A 15,981-nucleotide genomic window follows, 5' to 3' on the forward strand; every position below is an offset into this window, starting at 1 on the left:
GAGGGTTCGGTGAAGATTCGAGGAGGGGATGAATCGGGGCAAGGACGGCATAGCCGTCGACGACGTTGACACCGGGTTGGGTAGCTGGTGGGGTGGCGGCGATGTGGTTCCGGCCTGGCGAGGAGGCTCCTGTGCAAGCCCGAGTGTCCGTCGCGGCCGGGCGGCGGTTGCGGTCGCAGTTGGAGCAGAGTCCGGCGTTGCGGGAGGTGCTGCAGCACCCCGCGGCGCTGGTCGCGCGGCGGGCGACGGCGCGGACGTGCCGTCAGCTGGCGCCGAGGACGGCCGACCGGCTGATCGCCGATCTCAAGGGGACGGAACCGCTGTTGGCGTCGGTGCGGGCGGAGCGGGCCGCGGGCCGGCCCGGGCGGCGGGCGATGCAGATCGCGGCCGGGGTCGCGGCGGCGGCCGTGTTCGGCGGGCTGCTGGCCGGGCCGCTGCCGACGGCGTACGCGGCGGCGCCCGGGCCCGACGTGGTGAGCACCGCGCCGCAGACGCCGCTGGGGAGCGTGACCGACCCCCGGGTGTTCCCGCGGCCGCAGGAGCAGACCGTGGCGGGCAAGCCGGTCGTGGTGCCCGCCGAGGTGGCGCTGGTGGCCTCGTCCAAGGCGGACATCGGCGCGGTACTGGCCGTCCGTGAGGTGCTGGCCGTCGCCGGGGCCACCGAGGTGACGCCGCAGGCCGACGGTGGGACGCCGGCCGCCGGCTCGCTGGTGGTGTACGTCGGCGGCCCGTCCGAGGGCGCCGACGGCGAGGTGGACCGGGTGCTGCGGCAGCTGGCCGCCGCGGCCGGCGGCAAGGACGGCAGCGCGCCGTCGACCGCGAACCTGCCGACCGGCGGCTACGTGCTGTCGGCCGGTCAGCTGCCCGCCCAGGGCGGCGGCACCTACGGCGCCGTGGTGCTGGCCGGCGCGGACACCACCGGCACCTTCTACGCCGCGCAGAGCCTGCGTCAGCTGCTCGCCGCCGTACCCGTCGGGCAGGGGCAGGCGGCCGGCGCGAACGGCCTCGGCCTGCCCGGGATCACCCTGCGGGACTGGCCGACCGGCGCGCCGGTGCGCGGCACCGCCGAGGCGTTCTACGGCACCCCGTGGACCGCGCAGCAGCGGCTGGAGCAGGTCGACTTCCTCGGCCGCTCCAAGCAGAACTTCTACCTCTACGCCCCCGGTGACGACCCGTACCGGCTCTCCCGCTGGCGCAACGCCTACCCGGCCGCGCAAGCCGACGAGCTGCGCGAACTCGCCGACCGGGCCCGGCGCAACCACGTCACCCTCGGCTACGCGATCGACCCGGGGCAGTCCCTCTGCTTCAGCTCCGGCAAGGACACCGACGCGCTGGTCGCCAAGCTGGACGGGCTGCGCAAGCTCGGCTTCACCGCCTTCCAGCTGCAGTTCCTCGACGTCAGCTACGACGAGTGGCACTGCGACGACGACCGCGACGAGTACGGCACCGGCCCGGCCGCGGCCGCCAAGGCGCAGGCCGCGCTGGTGAAGAAGGTGCAGGACCGGCTGATCGCCAGGAACCCGGGCCTGGCCCCGCTGTCCGTCGTCCCCACCGAGTACCACCAGCAGGGCGCCACCCCGTACCGCAAGGCGCTGGCCGCGGCGCTGCCGCAGGGCGTACAGGTGGCCTGGAGCGGGGTCGGCGTGATCCCGGAGAAGATCACCACCGCCCAGGCCTCCGACACCGCCGACCTGTACGGGCACCCGCTGGTCACCATGGACAACTACCCGGTCAACGACGCCACCCCGGACCGGCTCTTCCTCGGCGCCTACACCGGGCGCGACCCGGGCGTGGCCACCCGCTCCGCGGTGATGCTGACCGGCGCCATGCAGCAGCCGGTGGCCTCCCGGATAGCGATCGCCACGGCCGGCGACTTCGCCTGGAACCCGACCGGCTACAAGCCCGACGAGTCCTGGCAGGCCGCCGTCCGCTCGCTCGCCGGGCCGACCGGCGCCGCCGCGACACCCGCCGGGACCGCCCTGCCCGCCGTCACCGCGCTGGCCGGCAACAGCACCTCCTCACCGCTGTCCAAGCAGGAGTCCGGCTACCTGACCCCGCTGCTCGACCGCTTCTGGGCCGCCGCCGAACCCACCTCCGGCACCGCCCCCGACCTCACCAGGCTGATAGAGGCCGCCGCGCCGCTGCGCGACGCCTTCGCCGCGATGGCCACCGCCCAGCAGACCCTCGCCGGCACCCCGGCCACCGCCCAGCTGGCCGGCGAGGCCGCGCCCTGGCTCGGCCCGCTGCGCGACTACGGGCTCGCCGGGCAGGCCGCGCTGAACATGCTGCTGGCCCAGCACGGCGGCGACGGCGCGGCCGCCTGGAAGGCCCGGGTGGAGCTCAACCGGCTGCGCGAGCAGCTCGACCGGGCCCCGGCCACCATCGGCGCCGGCGTGCTCGGCCCGTTCCTGGAGCGCGCCGTCCGCGCCGCCGACAACTGGGCCGGCGTGGTCAGCGGCGGCGTCACCGCGACCACCACCATGGGCACCGCGCAGGACCACCTGCCCGCGCTGATGACCGACGGCGTGGCCGACACCTTCTACTGGAGCTCCGCTCCCCCGCAGCCCGGCGACGCGGTCGGCCTCGACCTCGGCGCCGGCCGCCCGGTCAGCGGCGTCACCGTCCTGATGGGCGGCTGGGGCAACGGCGCGGACGCCCGCACCGCCGTGGACGACTACATCCGCGACGGCGTGCTCGAGTACTCCACCGGCGAAGGCGGCTGGAAGCAGCTCGCCGTGGTCAGGAACCAGAAGACGGTCAGCGCCCAGCTCCCGCCCGGCACCGTCGTCCGGGCCGTACGGCTGCGGGCCACCTCGGCGCAGAAGACCGCCGTCGCCGTCCGCGAGTTCACCGTCACCGCCCCGGACGAGGCCCCGACCAGCGTCACCGGCGGGCCCGACGCGCTGCCCGGCTCCTCCGCTGCCGCCGTCCTCGACGGCAACCCGGACACCGCGTACCGGGCCGCCAAGGCGCCCACCGCGCAGGACGAGCCGCTGACCGTCGAGCTCGGCACCGCCCGCCCGCTGGACCGGCTCACCGTACTGACCGACCCGGGCGTGCGCGCCACCGCCACCGTCGCGGTGCGGCGCGCCGACGGCACCTGGACGGACATCGGCACCGTGCAGCCCGGCTACAACGAGCTGCCGGCCGGCGGCCAGATCGCCGACGCGTTCCGGATGACCTGGAAGCCCGGCGGCGACCCGCCGGTCGTCAACCAGGTCATCCCCTGGTACGCGGACGCCCCGGCGGCCCGGCTGAGCCTGTCCGACCCCGCCCTGGACGTGGTCACCGGCGCGGCCGCCCCCGCCCAGACCCGGGCCACCGTGGAGGCCGGCCGCCCCGAGGGCACCACCGGCGAGCTGCGCACCGAGGTGCCGGCCGCCGCCAAGGGCCTCACCGTGACCCCGTCCGGCCCGGTCACCGTGCCGCGCGGCGGCCGGGTCGGGGTGCCGCTGCAGGTCAGCGCCGCACCGGACACGCCGTCCGGGACGTACCAGGTGCCGGTGCAGTTCGTGGCCGGGACGACCACCGTCCGGCAGGTGCTCCAGGTGCACGTGGTGCCGCCGACCGGCGGTGCGGACCTGGCACTCGCCGCCAAGGCCACCTCCTCCGGTGACGAGACGGCGAACTACCCGGCCTCGGCCGTCACCGACGGCGACCCGAAGAGCCGCTGGTCCTCGCCGGCCAAGGACGACGCGTGGGTGCGGCTGGAGCTGCCGCAGGCGACCCGGCTGGGCGCGGCGGTGCTGCACTGGCAGGCCGCGTACGCCAGCTCGTACCGGATCCAGGTCTCGGCGGACGGGAACTCCTGGACCGACGCGGCGACCGTGGACAACGGCAAGGGCGGCGACGAGACGGTGCGCTTCGACGCGCCGGGGGTCCGCTTCGTCCGGGTCCAGGGCGTGGCGCGGGCCACCAAGTACGGCTACTCGCTGTGGGGGGTCGAGCTCTACGCGGTGACCCCGCCGGCCCAGCCCCAGCCCCCGGCCGGGCAGCCCGCCCAGCCCGGCCAGCCCGCACAGCCGGGCGGGGCACCGGGCACCTCCACGGCTCCCCCGGCGGCGCCGCCGAAGCCGTGACCGGGGCGGGTAGCGGGTAGCGGGTAGCGGCAACCGTACGCGGAGCCCGGCGAGCCGAAGGGGCGCGCCGGTGCCGAAAGGGAGAAGCGAGGAGGCCCTGAGGAACGAGGGGCCTTGGAGCGCCGACCGTCGGCGCCGGGTTCGAGCGCCCCGGAGGCGAGCCGGGCCAAAAAAGGGGGGCCAAAGCGGCGGGCCGCCGGCTCCCCGGTGCGGGGGGCTCGGCGGCCCATGAGGCGCGTACCGACGGTGTGACGGGCGGGCCCTTTGTGTCGCTTCGGTCAGGCGGAGAGCGGTTCGGGCTGCTCGCCGCGGCGGACGGGGGCGGGGTGGGCGCTGTGCGCCCGGCCGATCGGGACCGAGTGACCGGCCTCGGTATGGTCGTGGTGCTCGTACTCGCCCCACTGCGCGGCTCGCAGCTGGTCGGCACCGCCGTACGGCTCCAGGTAGGGGCGCCAGCGCGGGTCCTTGATGCCGGTGCCGATGATCCGCCAGGCGAGGCCGCTCGGCGGTGCGGGTGGCCGTTTCATCCGCCACCCCAGTTCGGTGAGGTGGCGGTCGGCCTTGGTGTGGTTGCAGCGGCGGCAGGCTGCCACCACGTTGTCCCACCGGTGCTGGCCGCCCCGGCTTCGCGGGATGACGTGGTCGACGCTGGTGGCGGCGGCCCCGCAGTAGACGCAACGGCCGTGGTCGCGGGCGAACAGCGCCCGGCGGGTGAGCGGGACGGGCCCGCAGAACGGGACCCGGACGAAGCGGGTCAGACGGACGACGGACGGCGCCGGAAGGGCGCTGGTGGCGCTGTGCAGAGTGACTCCCGAGTCCTCCAGGCTGACCGCCTTGTGGTTGAGGACCAGGATGAGTGCGCGGCGCATCGATACGACGCCGAGTGGCTCGTAGGACGCGTTGAGGACCAGGACATGCGGCACGGATGCCTCCTTGGACGCCTGCGGCGCGTGGCTCGCGCCGGGACGAGCGGTTGGATCGCACAACGAGTGCGCGATCTCCCCCAGTGTCGCCTTACGCCTTTGTACGGCGCCACCACTCCTGTGTAACGGACCTGACGTGAACTCCGGGTGTGGTCTCTGTCATAACCGGTATGCCCGGGGGACGGTCGGGTTGCACCCGGGTGCCCTCCGGGTACCGTCCGGTGGCCCTCCCGGGGGACGGATCGGCCGGTCGGAGCAGTGCGGGGGCGGGGAGCGGCGGGATCCGGGGCGGGGTGCGGGGGGAGCGCACCGGAGCGTTGACGGGGCGTCCGGGCTGTTCCGTACGCCGTGCGGCGGCCTCCGGCGGCTTCCGGCGGCTTGCGGAGGACCCGCGCGGGGCCTCGGACGATCTTCGGCGTGTCCGGCCGGGTGTCCGGTGCCGGATAGGCTAAGGCGCACGGTCCGCGGGCCGCTTGCCGGCGGTGCGGGCCCGACACGCTCCCTGCAAGGAAGGTCCGCACGTGTTCAGCTCCGGAGCCACCGGTCTGTCCGACGCGTCCTCGACGCCCTCCGCTCCGACGCCGGCCCCCAGCCCCACCGCGCAGCTGCCGAACCTGGACCTGAGAATCCCGACCAGCGCGCAGGAGGTCTCGGACACCACCAAGCAGGCCGCGAGCTGGTTCGACACCCACTGGCAGGGCTGGCTGGCCTCGGGGCTGCGGATCGTCTTCATCGTGGTGCTGGCGCTGGTGCTGCGGGCCGTTGTGCGCAAGCTGATCTCCCAGCTGATAGGGCGGATGGCGCGCACCGCCGAGCACCAGGAGGAGAGCCGGCTGGGCGGGCTGCTGGCCAACACCGGGGTGGTGAACCCGGAGCGGCGCCAGCAGCGCTCGGAGGCGATCGGTTCGGTGCTGCGCAGCGTGGCCTCGTTCTCGATCCTGGGCACGGCGGCGCTGATGGTGCTGTCCGCGCTGGGGGTGAACCTGGCGCCGCTGCTGGCGAGCGCCGGTGTGGCCGGTGTGGCGATCGGTTTCGGCGCCCGCAACCTGGTCACGGACTTCCTCTCCGGGGTCTTCATGATCATGGAGGACCAGTACGGCGTCGGCGACGAGATCGACACCGGGGTGGCCACCGGCACGGTCCTGGAGGTCGGCCTCCGGGTGACCAAGCTGCGCGGGGCGAACGGCGAGATCTGGTACATCCGCAACGGCGAGGTGAAGCGGATCGCCAACATGAGCCAGGGCTGGTCGACCGCCTCGGTGGACGTCCAGATCGGCTACAAGGAGGACCTGCTGCGGGCCGAGGACCTGATCCTGCAGACCGCCGAGGAGCTGGCCAAGGAGGCTCCGTACGACGAGCTGGTCTGGGCGCCGGTGTCGATCCTGGGCGTGGAGTCCGTCGCGGCGGACTCGGTGATGGTGCGGATCGAGGCCAGGACCGCACCGGGCAAGTCGGCGGTGGTCTCCCGGGCACTGCGGCAGCGGCTGAAGATCGCCTTCGACCGGGCCGGGATCAAGGTCAAGGAGGAGGCCCTGACGGCCGCCGGCGCGGCGGCGGCGAGCGCGGCGACCGGCGTGGTGATCGCACCGGTACCCGCCCCTGCGGCCGAGCAGGCGGCACCCTCCGCACTCGCCGACCCGAACTCGGCCCGCTTCAAGGCCACCGAGCCGATCCCCGCCCCGAAGCCGGAACCGTAGGCCCCGCCCGTACCCCGGTGGCTCTCAGGGGCAGCCACAGAACGGGGCGGGCCCGCCGCCGGCGGTTGCGGGCGGCCGGGGTCCGGGTTGATCAATAGGTAGCGGGACCGCTCCACCGGCGCGGCACCGCGCTGCCTGCCGCCGATGCGTCGGCCTGGCCGATCAGCAACGTGGCCCGGTCGAGGGCGGCCTGGGTGGACTCGATCAGCCCGGCGTCGCCCTTGGCGATCCGCAGCCGCAGCGCTTCTTGGAAGTGGGCCTGGGCATCCACGAGGTCACCGCGCTCCATCAGGTGCTTTCCGGTGTGCTGAAGCGCGAAGTCGACAAGTTCCGGGTGCCGGCTTCGCGCGGTGTTCAGCGCACTGCGGTAGAGCGCGTCCGCCGTCTGCGCGTCACCGGCGTAGCGGTGCGCGTCACCGAGGTTGAGCCCGGTGGCGACGACGGCCCGGGTGTTGCCGATCGCCGCGGCCAGGTCGAGCGACTGCCGGAGGAACGCACGGGCCTCTTCGTGGTGGCCCAGGCACATCCGGCCGATACCGATCCACCTGGTCAGGACCCGAGCGCGAGCGGGGTCGCTCTCCTCGGGCAGAGCCCGCAGTTCCTCGTGGAGTCGGCCGACGGCGGTGGTCAGCTCGTCCCGGTCGCTGGGGACCATCCGCAGGTTGTCGTCGTGAGTGATGAGGTGCCCAAGCACGTGACTCTCCGTCGTCCGGTTCTGCTCAGCGTGGCACTACAGCTGGTCGGTCTGGCGTGCGACGACCGCTTGCTCCTTCGAGGGCACCCGGCTTACGCGCAGGAAGTCGGTCTGGCCGACTTCCTGCGCAGAGGGCCGGAAGTCGGCCGTCGCCGCTTCGGCCATGCCGAAGCGGCGACGGGATCCCCAGCGTGCCGAGGGGCGACATTTGTCCCTGCCGCGGTTGACGTCCGAACACGGAGCCCTGGTACTGCGGAAGGGGTCTGAAGCGCTGGGGTATGAGCTGCACGTGCCCGGGTCGACCTGCTGATGCTTTTGTCGCGGCCCCCCTCGGCGTGCCAAGGGGGGCCGCTGTCGATCGGGACTTCTGCTGCCCTTTCGACGGGAGAGGCCGACACCCTTCTTCCCCCTTCTCACTTCTCTCGCGATCGAGTTCCTTCCTTGGGGGCCGGGGTTGGGGCTGGGTGGTAACGCTTCGGCATCCTCCGGGGGACCGGGCATTGACACCCCGCTGACGCGGCCCTTACGGTCCTACCCAAGCGACTGGAAAGTTTCCTAACAGTTCTCCGGGGCGAGCCGAACGAGGAGGATTCCGGGCATGACCAAGAGCACCGCCAAGGCCCCCCTCGCCGGTACCCCCAGCCTGCTGCGGGCCATCAACGACCGTGCCGCCCTCGAGCTGCTGCTGGAGAACGGCCCGCTCTCGCGTACTCAGATCGGAACCCTGACCGGGCTCTCCAAGCCCACCGCCTCCCAGTTGCTGGCCCGGCTGGAGGCGGGCGGGCTGGTACTGCCGGTCGGGACCACGGCGGGCGGGCCGGGGCCCAACGCGCAGCTGTACCAGGTGAATCCGGCCGCCGGGTACGTCGCCGGGCTGGATGTCACCAACCACGGGATCCGGGTCGCGGTCGCCGACATCACCGGCACCACGCTGGCCGAGCACACCGTCACCACCAAGGGCGTGCCGGCCGCCGGGACGGTCCCGAAGGTCGCCGCCGCGGTCGCCGCGACGGTCCGGGCCGCCGGGCTCGCCGAGGGCAGCCTGCGTACCGTCGTGATCGGCCTGGGCGGCGCCCCGGACCCGGTCACCGGCAAGCTGCGCTACGCCTCCCACCTGCCCGGATGGCACTCGCCGCGGCTGGTCGAGGAGTTGTCCGAGGCGATCGGCGCGCCGGTGTCGATCGAGAACGACGTGAACCTGGCCGCCGTCGCCGAGCAGGCCTCCGGTGCAGCGGCCGGCTGCGAGGACTTCGTCCTGCTCTGGGCCGAGGCGGGTGTCGGCGCGGCGATCGTCATCGCCGGGCGGCTGCACCGGGGCTTCACCGGCGGCGCCGGGGAGGTCGGCTACATGCCGGTGCCCGACTCGCCCGTCGAGTGGGACCCGCGGCGCCGCAACTTCGGCGGGTTCCAGGCGCTGGTCGGCGCGCCCGCCGTCCGGGCGCTGGCCCGGGAGCACGGGCTCGGCGCGCCGACCGCCGAGGAGTCCGTCGCCAAGGCCCTGGCGACCCCGGGGGCCGGGGACGCGTTCCTCGCCGAGCTGGCCGGGCGGCTCGCCGTCGGCCTGACCGTGATCGTCTCGGTCGTCGACCCCCAGCTGGTGGTCCTCTCCGGCGCGGTGCCCAGCGCGGGCGGCGAACGCCTGCGCGCGCTCGTCGAGGACGAACTGGCCAAGCTCTCCATCGCCCGCCCGGAGGTGCGGAGCAGCGCCCTGCCCGGCTCACCGGTCCTGCTGGGCGCCCTGCAGCGCGCCCTGGCGGACGCCCGCGAGGCGGTCTTCTCCACCCACTGACGCTCTCTCCACCCACCCGCGCTCCCGCCCCCCGACGCTCCCCGCACCCACCTCTCCCCTACCCCCGAACGCGGGACCCGAGGCAACGACGCCTGCCCGCGCACCACCAGGAGGACCACGAAGTGCTCGCCACCACCTCCCGCAGAGGCCGCCGCACGATCGTCGCCGTCGCCGGCAGCGCCGTCCTGGCCCTGCTCGCCACCGCCTGCACCGGTTCCAGCGACTCGGGCGGAAACGACGACTCGGCCAGCGGCAAGGACGTCACCATCACCTTCTGGCACGGGTGGAACCAGGACAACGAGACCAAGGCGATCGACGCCAACATCGCGGCCTTCGAGAAGGCCCACCCCAACATCCACGTCAAGACCGTGGGCAACATCGCCGACGACAAGCTCAACCAGGCCCTGCGGGCCGGCGGTGACGACGCGCCCGACGTGGTGTCCTCCTTCACCACCAACAACGTCGGCATGTTCTGTTCGACCAAGGCCTTCGTCGACCTCAAGCCGCTGCTCCAGAAGAGCGGCATCGACCCGGCGAAGACCTTCCCGGCCGCGATGCTCAACTACACGCAGTTCCAGGGCAACCAGTGCTCGCTGCCGCTGCTCGGCGACGCGTACGGCCTGTACTACAACAAGAAGGCCTTCGCCGAGGCGGGCATCGCCAACCCGCCCAAGACCTTCAGCGAGTTCGCCTCGGACGCCGCCCTGCTGACCAAGGCCGACGGCGACTCGTACAAGCAGCTCGGCTTCATGCCGCTGTACCACGGCTACGAGTCCACCACCGAGCACTACCTCGGCCAGTACGGCCCCACCTACTTCGGCCCCGACGGCAAGTCCAACCTCGCCACCGACCCGAAGGTCGCCGCGATGCTCAAGTGGCAGAAGGGCCTGGTCGACCAGCTCGGCGGCTACGACAAGCTGGAGAAGTTCCGCTCGACCTTCGGCGAGGAGTTCAGCGCCAAGAACCCCTTCCACACCGGCCAGGTGGCGATGGCCCTGGACGGCGAGTGGCGCACCGCCTCGCTCGCCGAGAACAAGCCCGGCTTCGAGTGGGCCACCGCCGCCTTCCCGGTGCCGGACGACCAGGCCGACACCTACGGCCGCGGCTACCAGACCGGCACCATCGTCGGCATCGCCAGCACCAGCAAGAAGCAGGCCGCGGCCTGGGAGCTGGTCAAGTACCTGACCACGGACACCGACGCGGTCGTCGACTTCGCCAACGCGATCCACAACGTGCCCAGCACCTTCGAGGCGCTCAACTCTCCGAAGCTGGTCAGCGACGACAACTTCAAGACCTTCCTGAACGTCGCCAAGAACGCCAACTCCGGCACCACCCCGGCGGCCGTCAACGGCAGCGGCTACATCGTCTCCCTGCAGAACCTGGGCTACGACTACGAGTCCGGCAAGCAGACCGACCTCCAGGCCGGTCTGGCCGCCACGGCCAAGCAGATCGACACCGACATCGCCCAGGCCAAGTAAGGGCCGGCGACGGCCCACGGAGTTCCCATGTCACTCGCGTTCGGCACCCGCAAGGGGAACGGCGGCAAGGCCGGCGCCGGACCGTCCGCCCCGGCGGCGCCCTCCACGCAGCACCTGCTGCGCCGGAAGCGCCGCCGGGAGGCGGCCCGCACCCTCGCCTTCCTCTCCCCCTGGCTGATCGGGTTCAGCGTCTTCTTCGCCTACCCGCTCGTCTCCACCGCCTACTTCTCCTTCACCAGCTACAACGGCTTCGGCCAGCCCAGCTTCACCGGCCTGAAGAACTGGGACTACGTCTTCAACCACCTGCCGACCTTCTGGCAGGGCCTACGCAACACCCTGTGGCTGGTCGTCGTCATGGTGAGCCTGCGGGTGGCCTTCGGGCTCGGCGTCGGGATGCTCATCACGAAGGTCAAGACCGGTGCCGGCTTCTTCCGCACCGCCTTCTACCTGCCGTACCTGGCCCCGCCGGTGGCCGCGACGGTGGCCTTCGCCTTCCTGTTCAACCCCGGCACCGGCCCGGTCAACCACCTGCTCGGCGAGCTCGGCCTGCCGCAGCCGGGCTGGTTCGCCTCCCCGGACTGGTCCAAGCCGGCGCTGACCCTGCTCGCCATGTGGGGCGTCGGCGACCTGATGGTCATCTTCATGGCCTCGCTGCTGGACGTCCCCAAGGAGCAGTACGAGGCGGCCGAACTGGACGGCGCCGGACCGTTCCAGCGGTTCCGGTACGTCACGCTGCCGAACATCTCGCCGATCATCATGTTCGCGGTGGTCACCGGGGTGATCCAGACCATGCAGTACTACACCCAGGCGATCGTCGCCGGGAAGGTCGCCGGCGGCATCGCGGGCAACTCCGGCCAGCAGTTCGAGCCGGGCTTCCCGAACGGCTCCACCTGGACCCTGCCGCAGATGGTCTACAACCTCGGCTTCCAGCGCTTCAACTACGGCGCGGCCTGCGTCGTCGCCCTGGTGCTGTTCGCCATCTCCATGGCCGTCACCTCGATCCTGCTCCGCCGCAAGTCCGGCTTCATGGCGAGCGACGACTAGCGGGCCAGTGAGGACCTGATCATGACTCTCAGCAACACGCTCAGCGGGGCACCGTCCCCGACCGGCTCCACCCGACCGGCCCGCCCGGCCCGACCCGGCGGCCCCGCCGCCCGGGCCGCCCGGCGCCGCGCCCTGCTCAACTGGGTGGCCGTCCACTCGCTGGCCGTCACCGCGGCGCTGTTCTTCCTGCTGCCCTTCGTCTTCGTCTTCCTCACCTCGGTGATGACCGACCAGCAGGCGCTCACCACCGACTACTGGCCGGCCACCTGGCAGTGGGGCAACTACAGCAAGGTCTGGGACACCCCCGGCTTCCTCACCTGGTGGCGCAACACCCTGCTCTACGCCGGGCTCGGCACCCTGCTGACCGTCGTCTCCAGCCTGCCGGTGGCCTACGCGCTCGCCAAGTTCCGCTTCCGCGGCCGCAACCTGGCCCTGACGGCGGTCATCGCGATGATGATGCTGCCGCCGCAGGTCACCGTCATCCCGATGTACCTGTTCTGGGCCAAGCAGATGGGCATGGGCGGCTCGCTCTGGCCGCTGATCATCCCGATGGCCTTCGGCGACGCGTTCTCCATCTTCCTGCTGCGCCAGTTCCTGCTGACCATCCCCAAGGAGTACCTGGAGGCCGCCCGGATCGACGGCTGCGGCGACCTGCGCACCCTGCTGCGGGTGGTCCTGCCGATGGCCAAGCCGGCCGTCGCGGCGGTCGCGCTGTTCCAGTTCTTCTACTGCTGGAACGACTACTTCGGCCCGCAGATCTACGCCAGCAGCAACCCCGGGGCCTGGACCCTCAGTTACGGCCTGGAGTCGTTCAAGGCCGCCCACCACACCAACTGGAACCTCACCATGGCCGCCACCCTGCTGGTGATGGCGCCGGTGATCGTCCTCTTCTTCTTCGCTCAGAAGGCCTTCATCGAAGGCGTGACACTGACAGGGGTCAAGGGCTGATGTCCGCACCGAAGACGTCCGGAGCCGCCATGCTCAAGCTGGCCATCGTCGGCGGCGGGTCGACGTACACCCCGGAGCTGATCGACGGCTTCGCCCGGCTGCGCGACAGCCTGCCGGTCGGCGAACTGGTGCTGATCGACCCGGCCGCCGACCGGCTGGAGCTGATCGGCGGGCTCGCCCGGCGGATCTTCGCCAAGCAGGGGCACCCCGCGACCGTCACCGTCACCACCGACCTGACCGCGGGCGTCGCCGACGCCGACGCCGTCCTGCTGCAGCTGCGCGTCGGCGGGCAGGCGGCGCGCGACCAGGACGAGACCTGGCCGCTGGAGTGCGGTTGCGTCGGGCAGGAGACCACCGGCGCCGGCGGGCTCGCCAAGGCGCTGCGCACCGTCCCGGTGGTGCTGGACATCGCCGAGCGGGTGCGCCGGGCCAACCCGGACGCCTGGATCGTCGACTTCACCAACCCGGTCGGCATCGTCACCCGGGCCCTGCAGAGCGCCGGCCACAAGGCCGTCGGGCTGTGCAACGTCGCCATCGGCTTCCAGCGCAAGTTCGCCGGGCACCTCGGCGTGGACCCGGAGCTGATCCGCCTCGACCACGTCGGGCTCAACCACCTGACCTGGGAGCGCGGGGTGACCCTGCTGGACGGGCCGGGCTCCACGAGCGGGCGGGAGGTGCTGCCGGAGCTGCTCGGCGGCTTCGGCAAGGAGATCGCCGAGGACCTGCACCTGCCGCGGGCCGTCATCGAGCGGCTCGGCGTCGTGCCCTCCTACTACCTGCGGTACTTCTACCAGCACGACGCGGTCGTCGCCGAGCTCAGGGAGCAGGGCTCGCGGGCCGCGAAGGTCGCCGAGATCGAGCGGCGGCTGCTGGAGCTGTACGCCGACCCGGCCCTCGACACCAAGCCCGCACTGCTCGGCGAGCGCGGCGGCGCCTTCTACTCGGAGGCCGCCGTCCAGCTCATCGCCGCGCTGCTCGGCACCGGCGGCGCGACCTCCGTCCAGGTCGTCAACACCCGCAACGACGGCGTGCTGCCCTTCCTGCCGGACGACGCCGTCATCGAGGTGCCGGCCGAGGTCGACGCGGCGGGCGTGCGCCCGCTGCCGCAGCGCCCCCTGGAGCCGCTGTACGCGGGCCTCGTCGCCGCCGTCACCGCGTACGAGCACCTCGCCCTCGACGCCGCCCTGCACGGCGGACGCGACCGGGTCTTCGACGCGCTGCTCGCCCACCCGCTGGTCGGCCAGATCGACCTCGCCGACCGGCTCACGGACCGGCTGCTCGCCCACAACCGCGAGCACCTCGCCTGGGCCTGACCCGGCCCGCGGTGCCCGGCCCGCCGGCCCCACGGGGCGCGGGCCGGGCACCGCGAGGAGACCTCCACCCCCGGCCGGGGAACTCCCGGCAGGGCACCACCCGTTCGGACACCACGACCGGGCACCCCGGCCGCCACCGACGGCCGGGCCACGTACGAGCCGCGGGGACCTGATGACCCACCAGCCCGACCCACTCCTGCCCGACCCGCTCCTGCCCGCCCCGCTCCTGCCCGCCCCACTCCTGCCGGGCGTTCTCGCCATCGACGCGGGCAACTCCAAGACCGACGTCGCCCTGATCGGCGCCGACGGCACCGTCCTCGGCAGCGCCCGCGGCGGCGGCTTCGAACCCCAGAAGATCGGCGGCGCGGCGGCCGTCGCCGGCCTCGCCCCGCTGGTCGCGCAGGCCGCCGCCGAGGCCGGCCACCCCACCTGGCAGGGCGTGCTCACCAGCCACGTCAGCGCCTGCCTCGCCAACGCCGACCTGCCGGTCGAGGAGGAGGCGCTGCGCGACGCCCTCGAATCGCACCCCTGGGGCGCCAGCAACACCGTCGTCAACGACACCTTCGGCCTGCTCCGGGCCGGCACCGACGGCCCGCGCGGCGTCGCCGTCGTCTGCGGCGCCGGCATCAACTGCGTCGGCCTCCTCCCGGACGGCCGCACCGCCCGCTTCCCCGCCCTCGGCGAACTCACCGGCGACTGGGGCGGCGGCTCCGGCCTCGCCCTCACCAGCATGTGGCACGCCGTACGCGCCGAGGACGGCCGCGGCGGGCCCACCGCGCTCGCCCCCGCCATCGCCGCGCACTTCGGCCTGCCCAGCGCCGGCGCCGTCGCCGAGGCCGTCCACCTCGGCCGGCTGCCGGGCACCCGGCTGCACGAGATCGTCCGGGTGCTGTTCGCGGCCGCGAACGCCGGGGACGAGGTCGCGCTGGAGCTGATCGACCGCCAGGCCGACGAGATCGTCCGGCTCGCGGTGGTCGCGCTCGGCCGCCTGGGACTGCTCGACGCCCCCACCCCGGTGGTGCTCGGCGGCGGCGTCCTCGCCTCGCGGCAGCCGCTGCTGCTGGACAACCTCAGAGCCCGCCTCGCCGCGGCCGCGCCGCTGGCCGAACCCCGGGTCGTCGTGGCGCCGCCGGTCCTCGGCGCGGCCCTGCTCGGACTCGACCACCTGGACGCCGGCACCGAGGCCCAGGCCCGGGTGCGCGAAGCCTACGAGGGACCGCGGCCGGTCGCGGCCTGACCCCTCGTCCAAGACCTCCCTCCTCCGCCGGATCCGCACGTCCGGCGGAGGAGGGAACCGCGCTCCCGGCGGGGGAGGGAACCGCGCTCCCGGCAACCGTCGTGTACAACCGAGTACCGACAACCGCCACCGCCGGGGAGACTTGTGCCATGGCCGTGCCCCGCAACCTCCTCGCCGCAGCCGTCCTGGCCTGCTGCACCGCAGCCGCACTCAGCGGCTGCACCCCCGCCGACCCCCACCCCACGACGGCCGCCGCCGCCTCCGCCTCGGCCGACGACGAGGGGACGGACGACCTCTGGGACGAGGACGACGACTTCCTGGCGGAGGAGGACGAGGAGGCCTACTCCCCCGCCGACGGCGCGTCCGCGACCACCCCGGCCGCCGCTCCGGACTGCACGGCCCCCGAGGAACTCCCGGGCCACGAGGTGCTCGTCGTCGTCTCCGCCGGCCCCGCCGAGGTCACCGCCCAGCCCGCCCGCTACAGCTGCGACCCCGGCCGCTACGAGCCGACCGGCTCCCCCGTGCACTACGGCTTCGCGGCGGCCGGCGTGGCGGCGACCCTGGTCGACCGGCCGAGCGGCGACCCGGCCCGCGCGGTGCCGCTGGAGGACCTGATCATCCACCTCAACGACTGCCTGGCGGAACGGGACCCGGCGGACCCGTGGGGCTGCCACGGGAACGCGTACGACGTGGTGCTGGACTCGCACGGGCGGATCATGCGGATCGCGGAGGTCGGCGGGGAGTGAGCCGCCGGGCGCCTGGGCGGCTGCGGTTCTGGG

General features: G+C 73.4%; 11 protein-coding genes. 9 read left to right on the plus strand and 2 right to left on the minus strand.

The window, feature by feature from the left end:
- Nucleotides 1-131: 131 nt before the first annotated feature.
- Nucleotides 132-4,079 (plus strand): beta-N-acetylglucosaminidase domain-containing protein, encoded by a 3,948-nt coding sequence (locus ACYP53_RS01605; RefSeq protein WP_459646446.1) that lies wholly within the window; start codon nucleotides 132-134, stop codon nucleotides 4,077-4,079.
- A gap of 278 nt (nucleotides 4,080-4,357) precedes the next feature.
- Here the strand turns inward: ACYP53_RS01605 and ACYP53_RS01610 are convergent, their stop codons facing one another.
- Entirely contained in the window at nucleotides 4,358-5,002 is a 645-nt protein-coding gene (locus ACYP53_RS01610; RefSeq protein WP_189916461.1) for an HNH endonuclease, read from the minus strand.
- Between the two features lie 521 nt (nucleotides 5,003-5,523).
- On the opposite strand from ACYP53_RS01610, the gene ACYP53_RS01615 reads away from it, so the two are divergent.
- Nucleotides 5,524-6,699 (plus strand): mechanosensitive ion channel family protein, encoded by a 1,176-nt coding sequence (locus ACYP53_RS01615; RefSeq protein ID WP_459646447.1) that lies wholly within the window; start codon nucleotides 5,524-5,526, stop codon nucleotides 6,697-6,699.
- Between the two features lie 91 nt (nucleotides 6,700-6,790).
- Here ACYP53_RS01615 and ACYP53_RS01620 read toward each other — a convergent pair whose 3' ends face one another.
- Nucleotides 6,791-7,393, minus strand: coding sequence for a tetratricopeptide repeat protein (locus ACYP53_RS01620; protein WP_459646448.1), 603 nt, complete (start codon nucleotides 7,391-7,393; stop codon nucleotides 6,791-6,793).
- Between the two features lie 598 nt (nucleotides 7,394-7,991).
- Between ACYP53_RS01620 and ACYP53_RS01625 the strand changes: the two genes are divergently transcribed.
- The 7 genes from ACYP53_RS01625 (at nucleotide 7,992) to ACYP53_RS01655 (ending at nucleotide 15,948) form a co-directional block, all read left to right on the plus strand.
- Nucleotides 7,992-9,182, plus strand: a complete 1,191-nt coding sequence (locus ACYP53_RS01625; RefSeq protein ID WP_189916464.1) for an ROK family transcriptional regulator — start codon at nucleotides 7,992-7,994, stop codon at nucleotides 9,180-9,182.
- Nucleotides 9,183-9,304: 122 nt separating this feature from the next.
- Nucleotides 9,305-10,660 (plus strand): ABC transporter substrate-binding protein, encoded by a 1,356-nt coding sequence (locus tag ACYP53_RS01630; protein WP_459646449.1) that lies wholly within the window; start codon nucleotides 9,305-9,307, stop codon nucleotides 10,658-10,660.
- Nucleotides 10,661-10,687: 27 nt separating this feature from the next.
- Nucleotides 10,688-11,704, plus strand: a complete 1,017-nt coding sequence (locus ACYP53_RS01635) for a carbohydrate ABC transporter permease (RefSeq protein ID WP_189916466.1) — start codon at nucleotides 10,688-10,690, stop codon at nucleotides 11,702-11,704.
- Between the two features lie 21 nt (nucleotides 11,705-11,725).
- Nucleotides 11,726-12,652 carry a carbohydrate ABC transporter permease gene (locus ACYP53_RS01640; RefSeq protein WP_459646450.1) on the plus strand — a complete coding sequence of 309 codons (927 nt, stop codon included), beginning with the start codon at nucleotides 11,726-11,728 and terminating at the stop codon, nucleotides 12,650-12,652.
- A 29-nt stretch (nucleotides 12,653-12,681) separates the two neighbouring features.
- Nucleotides 12,682-13,965, plus strand: coding sequence for a 6-phospho-beta-glucosidase (locus ACYP53_RS01645; RefSeq protein ID WP_459647937.1), 1,284 nt, complete (start codon nucleotides 12,682-12,684; stop codon nucleotides 13,963-13,965).
- A 172-nt stretch (nucleotides 13,966-14,137) separates the two neighbouring features.
- On the plus strand, nucleotides 14,138-15,202 hold the full coding sequence (locus tag ACYP53_RS01650) for an N-acetylglucosamine kinase (RefSeq protein ID WP_459646451.1): 1,065 nt from the start codon (nucleotides 14,138-14,140) through the stop codon (nucleotides 15,200-15,202).
- A 149-nt stretch (nucleotides 15,203-15,351) separates the two neighbouring features.
- On the plus strand, nucleotides 15,352-15,948 hold the full coding sequence (locus ACYP53_RS01655) for a hypothetical protein (RefSeq protein WP_459646452.1): 597 nt from the start codon (nucleotides 15,352-15,354) through the stop codon (nucleotides 15,946-15,948).
- Nucleotides 15,949-15,981: the final 33 nt, after the last annotated feature.

The organism is Kitasatospora sp. Ki12 (assembly GCF_054601375.1).